Source organism: Streptomyces sp. ID05-39B (assembly GCF_033794725.1).
Classification (GTDB): domain Bacteria; phylum Actinomycetota; class Actinomycetes; order Streptomycetales; family Streptomycetaceae; genus Streptomyces; species Streptomyces bobili.
Genome location: NZ_JARGEF010000025.1, coordinates 1 through 19825, shown reverse-complemented (window position 1 = coordinate 19825; position 19825 = coordinate 1). Strand labels below are relative to the sequence as shown.

13 protein-coding genes, 1 rRNA gene and 1 pseudogene are annotated in these 19825 nt (G+C 70.3%); 7 read left to right on the top strand and 8 right to left on the bottom strand.

Going from position 1 to position 19825, the window contains the following annotated elements; genetic code table 11:
- Window positions 1-16: 16 nt before the first annotated feature.
- Window positions 17-3653 (top strand): annotated as a pseudogene (locus P1P75_RS08845) (hydantoinase B/oxoprolinase family protein).
- Window positions 3634-4239: an ATP/GTP-binding protein gene (locus P1P75_RS08840; RefSeq protein ID WP_319253245.1), complete on the top strand. Its 606-nt coding sequence runs from the start codon at window positions 3634-3636 to the stop codon at window positions 4237-4239. The pseudogene P1P75_RS08845 and the gene P1P75_RS08840 overlap by 20 nt, the downstream one beginning before the upstream one ends.
- Window positions 4240-4404: 165 nt before the next feature.
- Here the strand turns inward: P1P75_RS08840 and glpK are convergent, their stop codons facing one another.
- From glpK to P1P75_RS08815, 5 genes are all read right to left on the bottom strand, one after another.
- Window positions 4405-5925 carry a glycerol kinase GlpK gene (gene glpK, locus P1P75_RS08835; RefSeq protein WP_319253243.1) on the bottom strand — a complete coding sequence of 507 codons (1521 nt, stop codon included), beginning with the start codon at window positions 5923-5925 and terminating at the stop codon, window positions 4405-4407.
- 21 nt (window positions 5926-5946) lie between these two features.
- Window positions 5947-6696 (bottom strand): MIP/aquaporin family protein, encoded by a 750-nt coding sequence (locus P1P75_RS08830; RefSeq protein ID WP_319253241.1) that lies wholly within the window; start codon window positions 6694-6696, stop codon window positions 5947-5949.
- Window positions 6697-7366: 670 nt separating this feature from the next.
- Window positions 7367-7858 (bottom strand): diguanylate cyclase, encoded by a 492-nt coding sequence (locus P1P75_RS08825; RefSeq protein WP_319253293.1) that lies wholly within the window; start codon window positions 7856-7858, stop codon window positions 7367-7369.
- Between the two features lie 321 nt (window positions 7859-8179).
- Window positions 8180-9370 (bottom strand): lipid-transfer protein, encoded by a 1191-nt coding sequence (locus P1P75_RS08820; RefSeq protein ID WP_319253239.1) that lies wholly within the window; start codon window positions 9368-9370, stop codon window positions 8180-8182.
- Window positions 9367-9792 carry a zinc ribbon domain-containing protein gene (locus P1P75_RS08815; protein WP_319253291.1) on the bottom strand — a complete coding sequence of 142 codons (426 nt, stop codon included), beginning with the start codon at window positions 9790-9792 and terminating at the stop codon, window positions 9367-9369. The genes P1P75_RS08820 and P1P75_RS08815 overlap by 4 nt, the downstream gene beginning before the upstream one ends.
- Before the next feature lie 161 nt (window positions 9793-9953).
- On the opposite strand from P1P75_RS08815, the gene P1P75_RS08810 reads away from it, so the two are divergent.
- Together P1P75_RS08810 and P1P75_RS08805 are read left to right on the top strand one after the other, a co-directional pair.
- Window positions 9954-10763: a M15 family metallopeptidase gene (locus tag P1P75_RS08810; RefSeq protein WP_319253237.1), complete on the top strand. Its 810-nt coding sequence runs from the start codon at window positions 9954-9956 to the stop codon at window positions 10761-10763.
- 45 nt (window positions 10764-10808) lie between these two features.
- Window positions 10809-11345: an NUDIX domain-containing protein gene (locus P1P75_RS08805; RefSeq protein ID WP_086768939.1), complete on the top strand. Its 537-nt coding sequence runs from the start codon at window positions 10809-10811 to the stop codon at window positions 11343-11345.
- Here the strand turns inward: P1P75_RS08805 and P1P75_RS08800 are convergent.
- Complete coding sequence (locus P1P75_RS08800; protein WP_319253235.1) at window positions 11336-13711, bottom strand: TIM-barrel domain-containing protein; 2376 nt, start codon at window positions 13709-13711, stop codon at window positions 11336-11338. The two genes, P1P75_RS08805 and P1P75_RS08800, sit on opposite strands and share 10 nt — an antisense overlap.
- Window positions 13712-13924: 213 nt before the next feature.
- Between P1P75_RS08800 and P1P75_RS08795 the strand changes: the two genes are divergently transcribed.
- A complete protein-coding gene (locus P1P75_RS08795; protein ID WP_319253233.1) occupies window positions 13925-15892 on the top strand; it encodes an acetoacetate--CoA ligase in 1968 nt (655 codons plus the stop codon).
- Between the two features lie 91 nt (window positions 15893-15983).
- Window positions 15984-16889 (top strand): hypothetical protein, encoded by a 906-nt coding sequence (locus P1P75_RS08790; RefSeq protein ID WP_319253231.1) that lies wholly within the window; start codon window positions 15984-15986, stop codon window positions 16887-16889.
- Window positions 16890-16960: 71 nt separating this feature from the next.
- On the opposite strand, the gene ptsP is transcribed toward P1P75_RS08790, so the two are convergent.
- On the bottom strand, window positions 16961-18631 hold the full coding sequence (gene ptsP / locus P1P75_RS08785; protein ID WP_319253289.1) for a phosphoenolpyruvate--protein phosphotransferase: 1671 nt from the start codon (window positions 18629-18631) through the stop codon (window positions 16961-16963).
- Window positions 18632-18713: 82 nt separating this feature from the next.
- Window positions 18714-19163: a PTS glucose transporter subunit IIA gene (locus tag P1P75_RS08780; protein WP_319253229.1), complete on the bottom strand. Its 450-nt coding sequence runs from the start codon at window positions 19161-19163 to the stop codon at window positions 18714-18716.
- Between the two features lie 576 nt (window positions 19164-19739).
- Here P1P75_RS08780 and P1P75_RS08775 point away from each other — a divergent pair.
- Window positions 19740-19825 (top strand): 16S ribosomal RNA (locus tag P1P75_RS08775); the annotation flags it as partial.

Genomic DNA, 19825 nt, shown 5'->3' with positions numbered 1-19825 from the left:
GAAGCGGGGTGAGGACGTGGCAGGCTGGCAGTTCTGGGTGGACCGGGGCGGCACCTTCACGGACATCGTCGCTCGCCGACCCGACGGCCGGCTGCTGACCCACAAGCTGCTGTCCGACAACCCGGCACGGTACGCCGACGCGGCCGTCGCCGGCGTACGCGCCCTGCTCGGCGACTCGCGGGAACCCGTCGAAGCCGTCCGCATGGGCACCACGGTCGCCACCAACGCCCTCCTGGAGCGCAAGGGCGAGCGCACGCTCCTCGTGGTCACCCGCGGCTTCCGCGACGCCCTGCGCATCGCCTACCAGAACCGCCCCCACATCTTCGCCCGCCGTATCGACCTGCCGGAACTCCTCTACGACCAGGTCGTGGAGGTCGACGAGCGCATCGCGGCCGACGGCACGGTCCTGCGCGCCCCCGACCTCGACGCCCTCGCGGAGCCTCTGCGCCAGGCCTACGACGACGGCGTACGGGCCGTCGCCGTGGTCTGCCTGCACAGCCACCGCCATCCCTCCCACGAGCAGGCCGTGGGACGACTCGCCGCCCGCGTCGGATTCCCGCAGATCTCGCTGTCCAGCGAGGTCAGCCCGCTCATGAAGCTCGTCCCGCGCGGCGACACCGCCGTCGTGGACGCCTACCTCTCCCCGGTGCTGCGCCGCTACGTCCGGCGCATCGCCGACGAACTGCGGGAGGTACGGCTGATGTTCATGCAGTCCAACGGAGGGCTCGCCGAGGCGAGCCAGTTCCGCGGCAAGGACGCCATCCTCTCCGGCCCCGCGGGCGGCATCGTGGGCATGGCCCGCATGTCCCATCTCGCCGGTTTCGACCGCGTGATCGGCTTCGACATGGGCGGCACCTCCACCGACGTCTCCCACTTCGCCGGCGCCTACGAGCGCGTCTTCACGACGCAGATCGCGGGCGTCCGCCTGCGCGCACCCATGCTGGACATCCACACCGTCGCGGCGGGCGGCGGATCCGTCCTGCACTTCGACGGTTCCCGCTACCGCGTGGGGCCCGACTCGGCCGGCGCGGACCCGGGGCCCGCCTCCTACCGCGGCGGCGGCCCCCTCACCGTCACCGACGCCAATCTGATGCTCGGCCGCATCCAGCCCGCCCAATTCCCCCAGGTGTTCGGCCCCGAAGGTGACCAGCCCCTCGACGACGCACTTGTCCGCGACCGCTTCACCGCCCTCGCGCACGAGATCCGGGTAAGGACCGGCGACGACCGCACGCCGGAGCAGGTCGCCGAGGGGTTCCTCCAGATCGCCGTCGCCAACATCGCCAACGCGGTGAAGCGGATCTCGGTGCAGAAGGGCCACGACGTCACCCGCTACGCCCTCACCACCTTCGGTGGCGCCGGCGGTCAGCACGCGTGCATGGTCGCCGGCTCCCTCGGCATCCGCACCGTCCTCGTGCCGCCCATGGCCGGTGTCCTGTCCGCCCTCGGCATCGGCCTCGCCGACACCACGGCCATGCGCGAACAGTCCGTGGAGGTGCCGCTGGAGGCAGCCTCTCTGCCCGCGATCCTCAAGACGGCCGACGACCTGGAGGCGGCGGCCCGCGCCGAACTCCGCGCCGAGGACGTCCCCGACGACCGCGTCCAGGTCACCCGCCGCGCCCAGCTCCGCTACGACGGCACCGACACCACCCTCACCGTCGAGCTGACCGACCCCGCCACCATGCGGGACGCCTTCGAAGAACGTCATCGCGCCACGTACTCCTTCGCGCTCGACCGCCCGATCGTCGTCGAAGCACTCTCCGTGGAATGCACCGGCATCACAGAACCCCCTGATCTCTCCGCCCTCGCCCCGTACGAAGGCCGCACCTCCGCACCCCGCACCGTCCGCCTCCACGCCGGAGGCAGCTGGCGCGACGTACCCCTCCATCACCGCGAGGACCTGCCTCCCGGCCAGACCGTCACCGGCCCGGCGATCATCGCCGAGGCCGGCACGACGACCGTCGTCGACGAGGGCTGGCGAGCCGTGACGACCCACGACGGGCATCTGCTCATGGAACGCGCGACGATTACGCAGAGTTCCGAACTGGACACAAAAGCGGACCCCGTCCTCCTCGAGGTCTTCAACAACCTCTTCATGTCCATCGCCGAACAGATGGGCGCCCGCCTGGAGTCGACGGCCCAGTCCGTCAACATCAAGGAGCGGCTCGACTTCTCCTGCGCGCTCTTCGACCCCGACGGAAACCTGGTGGCCAACGCCCCTCACATCCCCGTCCACCTGGGCTCCATGGGCACCAGCGTCAAAGAGGTCATCAACCGCCGCGGTCCCGCCATGCGCCCGGGCGACACCTACGCCGTCAACGACCCGTACCACGGCGGCACCCATCTGCCCGACGTCACCGTGATCACTCCGGTCTTCGACACCGGAAGGGGCGGCGACACGGAGAGTGACCCGCGGATCCTCTTCTATGTCGCCTCCCGCGGCCACCACGCCGAGATCGGTGGCATCGCCCCGGGCTCCATGCCCGCCGACAGTCGCAGCATCGCGGAGGAAGGTGTCCTCTTCGACAACTGGCTGCTCGCCGAGAACGGCCGCCTCCGCGAGGAAGAGACGCTCCGCCTGCTCACCGAGGCGCCGTACCCGTCCCGCAACCCCGCGACCAACCTCGCCGACCTCCGGGCACAGATCGCCGCCAACCAGAAGGGCGTCGACGAAGTCGCCCGCATGATCGAGGACTTCGGACTCGACGTCGTGCAGGCGTACATGCGGCACGTCCAGGACAACGCCGAGGAGGCCGTGCGCTGCGTCATCGACGCCCTCGACGACGGCGAGTACGCCTACGAGACCGACGCAGGCGCCTTCATCCGGGTACGCGTGCGCGTTGACCGCGAGAACCGCGCCGCGACCGTCGACTTCACGGGCACGTCAGCGCAGCAGGCGACCAACTTCAACGCCCCGTACGCCGTCGTCAACGCGGCAGTCCTGTACGTCTTCCGCACGCTGGTCGCCGACGACATCCCCCTCAACGACGGCTGCCTGCGGCCCTTGCAGATCATCGTCCCGCACGGCTCGCTGCTAGCCCCAGAACCGCCCGCCGCCGTGGTCGCCGGCAACGTCGAGACCTCCCAGGCGATCACCGGCGCCCTCTACGCCGCGCTCGGCGTCCAGGCCGAGGGCTCCGGCACGATGAACAACGTCACTTTCGGCAACGCGCGCCACCAGTATTACGAGACCCTCGCCTCCGGATCCGGCGCGGGCGACGGCTTCCCCGGCGCGAGCGTCGTCCAGACCCACATGACCAACTCCCGTCTGACCGACCCCGAGATCCTGGAGTGGCGGCTTCCCGTACGGCTCGACGAGTTCGCCGTCCGGCACGGCAGCGGCGGCGCCGGAAGGTGGCGCGGCGGGGACGGCGCCGTACGCCGCATCCGGTTCCTGGAGCCCATGACCGTCTCCACCCTCTCCCAGCACCGCCGTGTCCCTCCGTACGGCATGGCGGGCGGTGCCCCCGGAGCACTGGGCGCCAACCGCGTGGAACGCGCCGACGGCACCGTCGTCGAACTCGGCGGCAGCGGCTCCGCGGACGTCGGCCCCGGCGACGTCCTCGTCATCGAAACCCCCGGCGGCGGAGGCTACGGCACACCGCCCACGACCCCATCGAGCAGGAGAAGCAACCGATGATCTTCGGGCGTTCTGAGCGCGGCAAGCCCCCGGTCGAGCCCGTCACGCTCAAGATCCTGGTGGCGGGCGGATTCGGGGTGGGCAAGACCACCCTCGTCGGAGCCGTCAGCGAGATCAGGCCGCTGCGCACCGAGGAGTTCCTCACCGAGGCGGGCCGGCCGGTCGACGACACCACGGGCGTCGAGCGCAAGCACACCACCACCGTCGCCATGGACTTCGGGCGCATCACCCTGCGCGAGGATCTGGTGCTGTACCTCTTCGGCACGCCCGGCCAGGAGCGGTTCTGGTTCATGTGGGACGAGCTCTCCGAAGGCGCTCTCGGTGCCATCGTGCTCGCCGACACCCGCCGTCTGGAGGACTGCTTCGCCGCCGTCGACTACTTCGAGCGCCGCTCCATCCCCTTCCTCATCGGCGTCAACTGCTTCGAGGACGCGGCCCGTTACCCCGTCGAGGAGGTGCGCCGCGCCCTGGACCTCGACGACGCCGTACCGGTGCTGCTGTGCGACGCCCGCGACCGGAGCTCGGTGAAGGACGTGCTGGTCGGTGTCGTCCAGCACGCCATGGACCATGACGCCGCCCGCAGGCAGACCGTCGCCACCTGAGACGCGCGCACGGCCCGTACTCCCCGCCGACCGGGGTACTACGGGCCGCGGCTGCTCATGGCGGGTCCACGCGCGTGGTGCTGCCTGCGATGTGTGCAGACGCACGCGCGTGTGACCGCTCAGAGGTTCCCGGCGATGTACGCGCGCGTGTGTGGCGGGCTCGGGCTATCCCTCACCGTCCTCCAGCCACCCGAAGCTCCTCTCCACGGCCTTGCGCCAGTTGCGGTACTCGCGGTCCCGGACCGATGCCTCCATCGCCGGTGTCCACTCGACGTCCTTCTGCCAGTGCGTCTTCAGTTCGTCCAGGTCGTTCCAGACACCGGTGGCCAGCCCGGCCGCGTACGCCGCTCCCAGGCAGGTCGTCTCGGAGACCCGGGGCCGGATCACGGGCACGCCGAGCACGTCCGCCTGGTGCTGCATGAGCAGGTTGTTCTTCGTCATACCGCCGTCCACCTTCAGGGTCGTGATCCGCACCCCGGAGTCCTGGTACATCGCGTCGACGACCTCACGCGTCTGCCAGCTCGTCGCCTCCAGCACAGCGCGCGCGAGATGTGCCTTCGTGACGTACCGGGTGAGCCCGGTGACGACCCCGCGCGCGTCGGAGCGCCAGTAGGGAGCGAACAGGCCGGAGAACGCGGGCACGATGTACGCGCCACCGTTGTCGTCGACGCTCGCCGCCAGGGTCTCGATCTCGTCAGCCGTGCGGATGATGCCGAGCTGGTCGCGGAACCACTGGACGAGCGCGCCCGTTATGGCGATCGAGCCCTCCAGGCAGTAGACCGGTGCCTCCCCGCCGATCTTGTACCCCATCGTCGTGAGCAGCCCGTTCTTCGACGGCACCGGCCGGTTGCCGGTGTTGAGCAGCAGGAAACTGCCCGTCCCGTAGGTGTTCTTCGCCGTCCCCACGTCGTAGCAGGCCTGCCCGAACACCGCCGCCTGCTGGTCGCCCAGCGCCGAGGCGACCGGCACACCGGACAGCTGGCCGACCGCAGTGCCGTAGACCTCGGCGGAGGACCTGATCTCCGGCAGGACCGCCTCGGGCACGTTCATCGCGGCAAGGATGGACGCGTCCCACTGGAGCGTCTCCAGGTTCATCAGCATGGTGCGCCCGGCGTTCGTCACATCCGTCACGTGCCGGCCGCCGTCGACGCCGCCGGTGAGGTTCCAGATGAGCCAGGAGTCGATCGTCCCGAAGGCGATCTCGCCGCGCTCGGCGCGGTCCCTCAGGCCGGGCACGTTGTCGAGCAGCCAGGCCGCCTTGGGCCCGGAGAAGTAGCTCGCCAGGGGCAGTCCGGTCTGCTCGCGGAAGCGGTCCTGGCCGTCGGTGCCGCCCAGTTCGTTGCAGAGCGAGGCGGTCCGGGTGTCCTGCCACACGATCGCGTTGTGCACGGGCTTGCCCGTGGCCCGGTCCCACAGCACGGTCGTCTCACGCTGGTTGGTGATGCCGAGCGCGCTGATCCGGTCCGCGCGCAGGCCGGCCTTGGCGATCGCTCCGGCGACGACCGCCTGCACCTTGGACCAGATCTCGGTGGCGTCGTGCTCCACCCAGCCGGGCCTGGGGAAGATCTGGCGGTGCTCCCGCTGGTCGACGGCGACGATGGCGCCGTTCCGGTCGAAGATGATGCAGCGGCTGGAGGTGGTGCCCTGGTCGATCGCGGCGACGTACGTCTCGGCGTTGTCCGTCATGGCTACCCCTTGGGCTGGGTTTCAGAAGGCGACGTTGTAGAGGAGGCCCGCGAGCACTCCGCCGGTCAGCGGACCGACGACGGGGATCCAGGCGTAACCCCAGTCGGAGGTGCCCTTGTTCGGGATGGGCAGGAAGGTGTGCACGATGCGTGGACCGAGGTCGCGTGCCGGGTTGATGGCATAGCCGGTCGGTCCGCCGAGCGAGAGGCCGATCCCGACGACGAGCAGGGACACGATCAGCACGAGAGTGCCGGACTCCCCGAGCCCCTTCGTCAGGCCGAAGGCGAGAATCGGCAGGACGAGCGCCATCGTCGCGATGATCTCGGTGATCAGGTTCGCGACCGGATTACGGATCTCTGGGATGGTCGAGAAGATGCCGAGGGTCGGCGTCGGCTCCTCGGCCGTCCCCTCCGTGGTGCCGGTCTGCCGTACGTTCGCCTGGAACTGGGCCAGATAGACCAGGTAGGCGAGGACGGCGCCGATCATCGCGCCGAGCAACTGGCCGAGCAGATAGACCCAGACCTTGCCCCATGCGCCGGTGTCGACCGCGATCCCGAGGGTGACGGCCGGATTGAGGTGCCCGCCGGACAGCGGCGCGGCGGTGTAGGCCCCCGCCAGTACGGCGAACCCCCAGCCGAAGGCGATCACCACCCAGCCCGAGGCCCGCGCCTTGGAGTATCTGAGGGTGACGGCGGCGCAGACACCCGCGCCGAACAGGATGAGAATGGCGGTACCGATGGTCTCGCCGACGAATATGTCTCCGTTGCTCATGGCGGCTCCTAGGCCCGGCCCGGGTGTTGATCCCCGGCGCTCCGTGCAGGGTGCGGTTCCCGTGGCTGCTTCAGCCAGGGCAGGGAGGTCCCGTGCCCCGCCCGGCGTCCGTGACGAGCGTGCCGTCGAAGCCGAATCGCCCTTGCGGAAGGGGCGTGAGGGCATGGAGCCCTTCTGGCGCAACGCCTGGATACGCCGAGAATGTACGGCGATGTCGGCTGACAACGGGAAGTGTTCACCGGCGCCCAGGGAGCGTCAAGGAGGCCGACGCCAACGGTTGGCAAGCGCGGGGACCGCGGGTCCATGCGACGGCCGGGATTCCGCCGGACTCCGCGCGCATGACGTCACGGGAGCCCGCGACCGTCAGGTGAGGCACGGCAGCCCCTCCACGGCGGGCCTCAAGTTCTTGACGATGCCCTGTGCGGGCCCTCGGCGAACGATGCTCCTGGAAGGCGTCGGTGAGTCCCTTTGCGAGGTCAGGAGGTCACCTGAGGCACGCATGCGGGCCACCCCGGCGGCCGCCCCGGCCGCCGCCCGCCGGGCCGCGCCCCTGGGGTCTTTCGTTTGGATCGAACCGGATCAGAGAGCGGGGTCTGGTGCCGGGGGTACCTCCCACGCCTTTCGGGCAGGGGGAGCATCGCGAACGAGAGGCCCTAGCTCCGAAGGCCCCTCAGGGCGTCCCTGGTTCGGCTCCCAACGGCCCTCCGGCCGACTCCGGCCCCGGCCCCGGCCTTGACCCCGGTCCTTCAGCCGCGACCGGCGACATTCCTCGCCGGATCTCGTACCCCGGCAGCCCCGTGTGCCCCAGCACTCGACTGGCCCTGCGCAGCGCCTTCGCGGCCTTCTTGAGCGGCTCGAGACAGGCCGCCGCCTCACGGTGATCCGTCATTCTGGCAGGCATGCACAGGACCGTGGCCGGCGACGGAGTGACCGGGAGCCCGCCCGCCGACCACGGCGCGTCCAGCGCCGAGGCGGCCAGCGGAGCCGGGCTCTCCGGATCGGACAGCACGAGGAAGTCGTCCCCGCCGATGTGCCCCACGCGCATGTCGCCGGATGCCGCGAACTGCCGCGCCCGGCCCACGGCGCGGATCAACTCGTGGCCCGCGGTGAACCCGGCGCCGTCATTGACCTGATTGAAGTGGTCGACGTCCAGCCAGCTCAGCGCGAAGGACCGGACTGTCCACGATCCGCCGGTCCACCTCGCCGGTGATCGCGTCCGAACCCGGCAGCCGTGTCAGCGGGTTCAGCCCAGCCGCCTCCTCGACCCGGGACTCGGCCAGTGCCCGCACGAGGTCGGCGAGACGGACGGCGCCCTCACACCGCCCGTAGCGGTGACGACGGCGACATCGTCGGAGGTACGGTCCCGGTCGCCGTCCGCGACCACGTCCAGGACCTCCCAGGCCGTGGCGTCGATGCCGACCGTCCGCGGCGGCTGCCCCTTCCTCGTTGGCTGACGGTCCCCCGGCGGTGAACGGCTGCCCCCTCACCGCACCGCGACCACCGCCGAACCGTGCCCGAACAACCCCTGGTTCGCGGTGATGCCCACGCGCGCGTCGGCCACCTGACGTCCGCCCGCCTGACCTCTCAACTGCCAGGTCACCTCGCAGACCTGCGCGAGCGCCTGCGCGGGAACCGCCTCCCCGAACGAGGCCAGCCCGCCGCTCACGTTCACCGGTATACGACCGCCCAGTGCGGTGGCGCCGTCCCGCAGCAGCTTGGATCCCTCGCCTGCGGCGCACAGTGCGAGATCCTCGTACCACTGCAACTCCAGAGCGGTGGACAGGTCGTAGACCTCGGCCAGGGAGAGGTCCTCAGGCCCGATGCCCGCCTCCTCGTAGGCCGCCGCGGCGATCGCCGCCCGGAAGGACTGCCCTGTCGGCTCCACCGCCACCGCGGAGTCGGTGGCGATGTCCGGCAGGTCCAGCACGGCGTGCGGATAGCGCGGCGTGACCGTGGACACCGCACGGATCCGCACCGGGTCCACCGCCCCGTGCCGCCGCGCGAACTCCAGGCTGGACAGCACCAGCGCCGCCCCGCCGTCCGAGGTCGCGCAGATGTCGAGCAGCCGCAGCGGGTCGGAGACCACGGCGGAGGCGGCGACCTCCTCGGCGGTGACCCGCTTGCGGTAGCGCGCGTACGGATTCAGCGCTCCCGCCGCGGAGTTCTTCACCTTGACCCGGGCGAAGTCTTCGGCCGTGTCCCCGTGCACCGCCATGCGCCGACGCGCGTACAGCCCGAAGTACGTCGGATTCGTCGCGCCGAGCACCCGGAACCGCAGCCAGTCCGGGTCGTCCGGCCGGTCGCCGCCCGCGGGCCGGAAGAACCCCTTGGGCGCGGCATCGGCCCCCACGACGAGCACGACCTCCGCCAGACCGGCGAGAATCTGCGCGCGTGCCGCGTCGATCGCCTGGGCGCCCGAGGCGCACGCCGCGTACACGCTCGTCACCCTTGCGCCCTGCCATCCCAGGGCCTTGGCGAACGTCGCCCCGGCGACATATCCGGGGTAACCGCCACGCACCGTGTCCGCGCCCACGATCGAGCCGACGTCCCGCCAGTCCAGACCGGCGTCGGCGAGTGCCGCGCGCGCCGCCACCACGCCGTACTCGACGAAGCCGCGCCCCCACTTGCCCCAGGGGTGCATGCCCACGCCGAGCACCGCCACCTCCGCCGTCATGCCCGCACCTCCTTCGGCCGCCAGTACCAGGTCGTCCAGGTCGTCTCCGCGTCCTCGCCGAGCACGCCGGGGACGACCTCCACCTCCATGCCCACCGCCAGATCGGCGACGGTGACCCCGGGAACCGCCTGTCCCAGTACCACCATCCGCTCGGCTTCCAGCTCCACAGCGATCAACGCGTACGGCTCCCATGGAAGTTCCGCATCGGTCACATAGGGTGACGGAGGCCGGTAGCGGCTGTCCGTGTACGACCAGACGCGTCCTTGCTGCGACAGGGGGATCTCCCGCAGTTCGCCGCCCGCGCAGCCCGGATTGCGGCAGTGGGCGTCCTCACGGGGGAAGAAGACCGAGGCGCACTGCGTGCAGCGCGTCCCGAGCAGTCGGAAGTCGTCACCGTCGCCGCTGAACCACCCCGCGACCACAGGTGTGCGTGTACGTGACACAGTTCCTCCCGGCAGGTCATCTGACGGAACGTCAGGAGTGTGGCACGCTCACCGGGAAATGTGCAGAGCGTGCGGCTTCCGCGCGCGGACCGCAGCGATCGGCTTCCCGAGCCGAACCGGACCTGATAGATGCAGGGAACATGACACGACTCTCCGGCGCGGTACGCGGCGTCGTCACCACACTCGCCACCCTGCTCGCCGTGACCACCGCGCCGGCCACGGCCCGCGCGGACACCGAGCCCAAGGCCCCGGCCGACTTCGTCGCCCTGCGAACCGTGGACCGGACGATCCTCCAGGAGATGCGCTACTTCACCCCGCACAACTTCGTCGGCGAACGCGTCGACGGCTACCACCGACCGCTGTGCCTCCTCACCCGGCCCGCCGCCCAGGCCCTGCACAAGGCCCAGACCAAGCTCCTGCGCCAGGGCTACACGCTCAAGGCGTACGACTGCTACCGGCCCCAGCGCGCGGTGAACCACTTCGTCCGCTGGGCCGAGGACCTCGACGACCAGGCGATGAAGGGGGAGTTCTACCCGAACGTCGACAAGACCCGCCTGTTCGCGGACGGTTACATCGCCGAGAAATCCGGCCACAGCCGCGGCTCGACCCTGGACGTCACGCTCGTCGGACTGCCGGCCCGACCGACCAGGCCCTACGTTCCCGGCGAACCCCTCGCGCCCTGCTTCGCGCCACAACAGCAGCGCTTCCCGGACAACTCCGTCGACATGGGCACCGGATACGACTGCTTCGACACCCTCAGCCACACCCTCGATCCGCGTATCCAGGGCGAACAGCGGGCCAGCCGGCTCCTCCTGATGAGCACGCTGGAGGAACTGGGCTTCGTCAACCTCGCCGAGGAGTGGTGGCACTACACCTTCAGATCCGAACCCCACCCGGACACCTACTTCGACTTTCCCGTCTCCGCCAAGTCCCTCACCAGGGCCCCCTGAGTCACCCGCGCACAACGCCCGCCCTTGATCGGATACAGTCCGCGCGTGTCCGAAACTCAGCACTCCACTTCCAACTCCGTGCCCGACTCCCACTGTTCGGGATGCGGAGCGCCTTATGGAGAGGGCGTCACCGGCTGGCCCCGCACCTGCCCGGCCTGCGCCACCGTCGCCTACCGCAACCCCCTCCCGGTCGCGATCGCCCTCCAGCCCGTGTACGACACGAAGGGCACCGCCCTCGTCGTCATCACCCGAACCATCGCCCCCGCGCGCGGAGGCATCGCCCTGCCCGGCGGCTACATAGACCACCGTGAGGAGTGGAAGCAGGCCGTTGTCCGGGAACTCCAGGAGGAGACAGGCATCGAGGCCGCGAGCCGCGACGTGCGCCTCGCCGACGCGATGAGTTCGCCCGACGGCCACCTCCTGCTGTTCGGCCTCCTCCCGGAGCGCCCCGCGGACCGTCTGCCGACGTCGGCAGCCACCGACGAGACCGAAGGCTGGCACCTCCTGCACAGGCCGGAGGAACTGGCCTTCCCGCTGCACACCATCGCCGTCCGGGCGTTCTTCGAGGGCCGCTACATCTGAGCCGATCCACCGAGCCCGCGTACACGCACGGGGTAGGACGGCTCACGCACGCCGTCCTCACCCTCCCGCTCCACGACGACCCCCCGATCGCCGTCCCAGCGGGCGACGTACCGTTCGATCTCGGGCTCCTCCCATCCGTCGCCCGCGTCCCGCACCACCATCCCGCCCCCCGCCATGCCCCGGGCAGGCGCCCACACCTCCAGCTCCAGACCGCCGTCCGCCCCGCGCACCGGCACCACCGCACCCGCGCGCGCGAGCACCGGTATCCGCCCCAGAGGCGCGTCGACGAGCACCTGCCCCGGCCCCGTGTACGGCGTCCCCGTCGCGGTGTCGTACCAGAGCCCTCGCGGCAACCGCACCGCCCGCCGGTCCACTCCCGCGTCGAGCACCGGAGCCACCAGAAGAGAGTCACCGAGCAGGAAGGCGTCCTCACAGTCACGCAGCGCCCGGTCCTCGGGGGCGCCCCACCACAGCGGCCGCACATAGGGGGCCCCCGTCCGCCGGGCCAGATGCGCCAGCGTCACGAAGTACGGCAGCAGCCGCCGACGCCCGGTCAGCGCCACACGCGCGTGCTCCAGAACCTCGGGCCCGAACTCCCATGGCTCCCCGCGCCCCGCCCGGGGACCCGCCTGCGTACGGAACAGCGGCAGGTACGCGCCCAGCTGGAGCCAGCGCAGATACAGCTCCGGAGAGGAACCGTCAAAACCTCCCACGTCGGGCCCCGAGTACGGCACCCCGCACAGCCCCAGCCCCACCACGAGCGACAGGGACGCCCGCAACCCCGTCCAGCCCGGAGCGACGTCACCGCACCAGGCTCCGCCGTAGCGCTGGATCCCCGCCCAGCCGGAGCGCGAGAACAAGAACGGACGCTCCTCGGGAAGCAACTCCCGCAGCCCCTCGTAGCCGGCCTGAGCCATACACAGCGCGTACACGTTGTGCGCCTCACGATGATCGCCGCCGCGGCCCTCCAGAGCGTGCCGCGCCGACCGGGGAAACGTGGAATCCCCCAGCGCGGTGAACGACGTGGGCTCGTTCATGTGATGCCAGAAACCCGAGAAGCCCTGTGCGATCCCCTCCGCGTAGAACCCGCCCCACCATCGCCGCACGCGCGCGTGCGTGAAGTCCGGAAACACCGACCTGCCCGCCCGCACCACGCCCTCCACGATCCGCCCCGAGGCCCCCCGCACGAACGCGTCCTCGACGACCCCGCTGTCGTGGACCGCGTCACCCGGCGAGACCCGCACCGCGGGGTCGACGATCGGCACCAGGCGGACCCCGTCCCGCCGAAGATCCTCGGCCAGTACCGGCAGCTTCCCGAAACGCTCCTGGCCGACGGTGAAAACCTGTCGGTCCTCCAGATGGTCGGCACCCAGATGGACCGCGTCGAGCGGCAGACCGCGCTCCCGGTGACCGGCCACCACACGCCGCACCTCCTGCTCGCCGCAGAAGTCCCCCGCGTGATGGTGCCCGAGCGCCCAGGCCGGCGGCAGCGCCGGCGCACCGGTGAGCGAGGCCCAGGTGAGCAGCACGCGCGCGGGCGCCCCCACCATCACCCAACAGCGCAACGGGCCGCCGTCCATCCGCAGCTCGGACACCCCGGCCCTGTCGTGCCCGGAGCCGGCCCCCTCCTCGCCCTCCCGCAGCCTCACGGAGCCGTCCCACGACGTGTCATGGAACGCCAGATGAGTGGCCGTGTCGGCCACCACCAGGTGCACCGGCATCGTCAGGTACGGCGGATCGTCCCCCCGGCCGAACGCCCGCCCCGGATCGGCGTTCCACAGCCGGTACGTCCCCGCCCGCAGACGAGGCCCGCCCGCTCGACCGCCCAGCCCGAAAAAGCGCGCGTCCGCCGCCACCTCCGACCGCTGCATCCACCGCCCCGGACCACTTTCCGCAGACTCCCACCACCGCGGCGGCAGATCACGGCGCAGCGTCACGCCCCCCGGCGTCCGCACCTCGATCGCCCCCTGCCGCGACACCACGACCGTCATCCGCTCCGCCACCACCCGCCAACCGCCGTCCTTGTCCGGCTCCAGCACCGCCCGGGGGTCGGCATCGGGACAACGCCCCGCCAGCGCGTACGACGGCTCGGGAGCAGCCCCGTCCCAGCCCCAGAAGACGGCCCCGTTCACCGACACCCGGATCATCAGTTCCGAGCGGCTGAACCGGATCGTGCCGCCACCCGGCCCCGGCTCGACGTCCTGCACGACGCCCGGCACCCGCGCGCGTTCGGTGCCCCGCGCCGACAGCCCCGGGGCGGCGTCGGAACGCCGGCGCCGCCACGCCGCCCTCACGGTGCCCAACCTCTGTGCGGCCCCCGCAGAACCGATCACCTTCATCGAACGCACCAGGTCACGACCGTTCATGCTGCTCACCCTGTCACTGAACGAACCGTGCGCGCGGCTCGTTCAACTGCCGTTCACCTGTGCCCGACCCACATCTTCACCACACCGACTGTGTGGGGCACGCCCTGGTGTGGAAGTCGATCACATGGCATCGTCCGTGTCAGCCGCGTCACGCGCACACCCCAGCGCGTGAGCGCGCGACGCACACGACGCGCACAGCCCGGGAGCCGCCCCATGTCGACCGTGAACCCCGAGCCGCTCTGGCGGCCAGATCCGCAGCGCCTCGCCGACGCCCAGGTCACCAGATTCCAGACCTGGGCCGCCGAACGCCACGGAGCCCCGTCCGACGGCGGCTATCCGGCCCTGCACCGCTGGTCGGTCTCCGAACTGGAAACGTTCTGGACGGCTGTCACGGAGTGGTTCGACGTACGGTTCTCGACCCCCTACGCGCGCGTGCTGGGCGACCGCGCCATGCCCGGCGCCCAGTGGTTCCCCGGCGCCACCCTGAACTACGCCGAGCATGCCCTGCGCGCCGCCACCACCCGCGCGGACGAACCAGCCCTCCTGTACGTCGACGAGACGCACGAACCCCGCCCGGTGACCTGGTCCGAACTGCGTCGCCAGGTCGGCTCCCTCGCCGCCGAACTGCGCCGCCTCGGCGTCCGCCCCGGTGACCGGGTCAGCGCCTACCTGCCGAACATCCCCCAGGCCGTCGTCGCCCTCCTCGCCACGGCAGCCGTCGGCGGCGTCTGGACCTCCTGCGCCCCCGACTTCGGCGCCCGCAGCGTCCTCGACCGCTTCCAGCAGGTCGAGCCGGTCGTCCTGTTCACCGTCGACGGCTACCGCTACGGCGGCAAGGAACACGACCGCCGCGACGTCGTCGCCGAACTCCGCGGCGAACTGCCCACCCTGCGCGCCGTCGTCCACATCCCCCTCCTGGGCACCGAGACGCCCGAAGGAGCACTGGACTGGTCGGACCTGACCGCCGCGGACCAGGAACCCGCCTTCGAGCAGGTCCCCTTCGACCATCCCCTCTGGGTGCTCTACTCCTCCGGCACGACAGGCCTGCCCAAGGCCATCGTCCAGTCCCAGGGGGGCATCCTGCTCGAACACCTCAAGCAACTCGGCCTGCACTGCGACCTGGGCCCCGAGGATCGATTCTTCTGGTACACCTCCACCGGCTGGATGATGTGGAACTTCCTCGTCTCCGGCCTCCTCACCGGCACGACGCTCGTCCTCTACGACGGCAGCCCCGGCTATCCCGACACCGCCGCACAGTGGCGCATCGCCGAGCGCACCGGAGCCACGCTCTACGGCACCTCGGCTGCCTACGTCATGGCCTGCCGCAAGGCCGACGTGCACCCAGCCCGCCACTTCGACCTCTCCGCGGTCCGCTGCGTCGCCACCACAGGCTCACCCCTGCCGCCCGACGGCTTCCGCTGGCTGCACGACGAAGTCCGCGAGGACCTGTGGATCGCCTCCGTCAGCGGCGGCACGGACGTCTGTTCCTGCTTCGCGGGAGCCGTCCCGACCCTCCCCGTGTACACCGGCGAACTCCAGGCACCCTGCCTCGGCACCGACCTCCAGGCCTGGGACCCGAGCGGCCGGCCCGTCATCGACGAAGTCGGCGAACTCGTCGTCACCAACCCCATGCCGTCGATGCCGGTGTACTTCTGGAACGACCCCGACGGCAGCCGCTACCACGACAGCTACTTCGACACCTACCCCGGCGCATGGCGGCACGGCGACTGGATCACCCTCACCTCACGCGGCTCCGTCGTCATCCACGGCCGATCCGACTCCACGCTCAACCGGCAGGGCGTCCGCATGGGCTCGGCCGACATCTACGAAGCCGTGGAACGCCTGCCCGAGATCAAGGAATCCCTGGTCATCGGCATCGAACAGCCCGACGGCGGCTACTGGATGCCGCTCTTCGTCCACCTGACGCCGGGAGCCGTCCTCGACCAGGCACTCCTCGACCGCATCAAGCAGACCATTCGCGAGGAACTCTCCCCGCGCCACGTCCCCGACGAAGTCATCGAGGTTCCCGGAGTCCCGCACACCCTCACCGGAAAGCGCATCGAGGTCCCGGTCAAGCGCCTCCTCCAGGGCACCCCCCTGGAAAAGGCGGTCAACCCCGGCTCCATCGACGACCTCGACCTGCTGCACTTCTACGAGGACCTTGCGCGTAAACGATCCTGACCAGCGTAAAAGACCAGCTGAGCCCCCGTTGTCAGTGCGGTTGGTTACTGTGAGTGAGCAATGATCGACCGTGCACACACAGGGGGAAACCATGGCGGCACACACCGACCACTGGAGCATGCGACGTGTCCTGCGCCGTGAGATCGCCGGCACCATCGGCCTGCTCACCGACGAACACGACTTCCGCGCCATGCGCCGCTATCGCACCTTCACGTTCCACGACCACACCACCTACCTACGACAGGTCGAAGACCTCCTCAAAACACGCGCCCTCCAGGGCACGCACACCACCGTCGCCCTCTTCGACCCGCAGGAGTACGCCGACTTCTGCCAGGCGAAGGGTCTCGACCCCGACAACCCCGCCCACCGCACCCGCTTCACGGCCGAACTCGCGACCACCGGCCCCACCCTGCCGTACGAGGGCCAGCCGCTGGCCGACCTGGTACCCGCCCTGGTCGACGAAGCCGTCCGACAAGCGACCTGGGAGTACGCGGCCACCCTCCTCGCCCGCCTCGGCACCTGCGCGACCTGCGGCGAGGACCTCGGCCGGGCGGCCCTCACCCAGGCCTCCGACCTCGTCACCCGCATCGTCGACACCGCACCGCCGGGCAACAGCCATCTCGTGTGCAGCGTCACCGGCACCCCCGAAACCCTTCTCGCCGTCCTCCACGCCGACGAGGCAGCCGACGGCACCACCTCGCTGGACGAGACCGAGGCCCTCGAGTTCACGACCGTCCTCGCTCTCGGCGTCGCCACCCGGAGCCCCGGCGGCCTGGTCATGCGTACCAGCTCCCCCGACGCCCCCGACCGGGTCTACGGCTGGCGACTGCGCGGCGAAGGACTGGAACCGCTGACCGCGGGCGAGGTCTTCGACGCCTACTGCACCGACGCCGCATCCGGTGACCTCATCGCCCCCGAGTCCGGCGTCGACTACTGCGTACCGCCCGACCTCACCCAGGACGGACAGCATGGGCCCGCCCAGGGGCACCACCACTGACGCACAGAAGGGGCGCTCCACCGCGAAGGCGGAGCGCCCCTTCTCACCAGCCCGACACCGGCACGGTCCGACTACTCGCCGGACAGCACCGCCTGGGCCGCCGACCGCGCGTCGTCGGCGCTGTCGGTCGCACGGGCGGCCGCCGCGGCCCGCTCGCACTGCGCGAGCGTGTACTTCGCCAGCGTCGACCGCACATAAGGAATCGACGCCGACCCCATCGACAGGGAGGTGACACCCAGACCCGCCAGCACACACGCGAGCAGCGGATCGGCCGCGGCCTCACCACACACACCACAGCTCTTGCCCTCGGCCTTCGCCGCCTCGGCGGACAGCGCGACGAGGTCGAGCAGCGCGGGCTGCCAGGGATCCTGGAGCCGCGACACCGCACCCACCTGGCGGTCCGCAGCAAAGGTGTACTGAGCGAGGTCGTTCGTCCCCAGCGACAGGAACTCCACCTCCTGCAGAATCGACCGCGCCCGCAGAGCGGCCGACGGAATCTCCACCATGGCACCGAACTTGGCCCGCAGACCGGCCGCACGGCACGCGTCGGCGAAGGCCTTCGCGTCGGCACGGTCTGCGACCATCGGCGCCATCACCTCAAGGTAGACCGGCAGGTCCTCGGCGGCCTTGGCCAGCGCCGACAGCTGGGTGCGCAGCACATCGGGGTGGTCGAGCAGAGTCCGCAGCCCTCGCACGCCCAGCGCCGGATTCGGCTCGTCCGACGGGGTCAGGAAGTCCAGCGGCTTGTCCGCACCGGCATCCAGTACCCGCACCACGACACGCCCCTCGGGGAACGCCTCCAGCACCTGCCGGTACGCCGTGACCTGCTTCTCCTCCGAAGGCGCCGTCTTGCTGTCGTCGAGGAAGAGGAACTCGGTACGGAACAGGCCGACCCCCTCCGCACCGGCCTCGACGGCGGCAGGCACATCGGCCGGCCCGCCGACGTTCGCCAGCAGGGGCACCTTGTGACCGTCGGCGGTGGCACCGGGCCCGGTCGATGCGGACAGCGCGGCCTTCCGCGCCGCGGCCGCCCCTTCGAGCTGCGCCTTCTTCTCCTCGGTCGGGTCCACGAAGACCTCGCCCGTGCTGCCGTCGACGGCGATGACCGTCCCCTCGGCAAGCTCACCGGCACCCGGCAGCGCCACGACAGCCGGCACACCCAGCGCTCGCGCCAGAATCGCGCTGTGGCTGGTCGGCCCGCCTTCCTCGGTCACGAAACCGAGCACCAGCGCCGGGTCCAGCAGCGCGGTGTCGGCCGGTGCGAGATCCCGCGCGACCAGCACGTACGGCTCGTCACTGTCCGGGACACCCGGCATCGGAACGCCCAGCAGACGGGCGACGATACGATTCCGCACGTCGTCGAGGTCGGCCACCCGACCGGCGAGGTACTCCCCGGCATTGGCCAGCAGCTCGCGGTAGGCGGCGAACGCGTCGTACACAGCACGCTCGGCTGTGCTGCCGACGGCGATGCGCCGGTCAACGTCCGCCATCAGTTCGGGGTCCTGGGCCATCATGGCCTGGGCCTCGAGCACTGCTTGGGCCTCGCCCCCGGCCAGATTGCCGCGTGCCATCAGATCGGCTGCCACAGCATCCACGGCCTGACGGGCGCGCCCCTGTTCACGCTCCGCCTCCTCGGCCGGGATCTGTTTGGCGGGCGGTTCGAGGACCGCCGTTCCCATGTGCCGAACCTCGCCGATCGCCACACCGTGGCTCACACCGACGCCTCGCAGCGTTGTCTCCATCTCACCCGTCTCCGATAGTGCGGCGGGTCCCGCCGCCGCGGTGGTTGTCCCTATGTGCCGCTCCGCATACGACGGCATCGGCTCAGCGCCAGGAAAAGAGAGCGTCGCCAGTCTTCACGTCGCCGTCTTCGCGGAGTTCGCCGAGGGCGTCGGCCGTGGCCTCCAGCGCCACGATGGGGCACACCGGGGACTTGCCGGCCTCTTCGACCGCGACAGGGTTCCACCGCACGATGCCCTGCCCGCGCGTCACTGTGTCGCCCTTGTTCACGAGGAGCTCGAAGCCCTCACCGTTCAACTGCACGGTGTCGATACCCAGGTGAGTGAGCACGCCGTGTCCCTCCGCGTCGACGACGACGAAGGCGTGCGGGTGCAGGGAGACGATGACTCCGTCCACGGGTGCCACGGCCTCGGAGGGCTCGCGTACCGGGTCGATGGCCGTGCCGGGGCCGACCATGGCCCCGGAGAAGACCGGATCGGGCACTGCTGCCAGTCCGATGGTGCGTCCTGCCAACGGGGACGTCACGGTGGTCATGGGAAGCCTCCCAGGGGTGGAGATGTATATGGGCCGTCACTGCCAGTCCCGGACGGCTCACTGTGCAGCAGGGTATGTCATACGAACTACCGGTTCCGCACGAGTGATCCCGATCCGTGGTCTAGACCACTACCCTAATCGATTTGCACGCGCTCCGCGGCCCCGTGTACAGTCGTACTCCTGCCTAAGGGTGAGCGACGTAAGCAAGCGCGCTTAACCGAGCAGCACTCAACTTGTCAGATCCTAACTCTGGATCATCTTTCGCATGTCTGCGGAACGGTGGTCAGGGAGACGGAAAAACGCTGATAGAGTCGGAAACGCAAGACCGAAGGGAAGCGCCCGGAGGAAAGCCTGAGAGAGTCTCTCGGGTGAGTACAAAGGAAGCGTCCGTTCCTTGAGAACTCAACAGCGTGCCAAAAATCAACGCCAGATATGTTGATACCCCGTCCCCGGCAGTGATAGCCGAGGATGAGGTTCCTTTGAAGAAAACACAGCGAGGACGCTGTGAACGGTCGGGCCTATTCCGCCTGACCGTTCCGCTCTCGTGTGTGTCGCCCCGACGCAGTCGGGAAAACATTCACGGAGAGTTTGATCCTGGCTCAGGACGAACGCTGGCGGCGTGCTTAACACATGCAAGTCGAACGATGAACCACTTCGGTGGG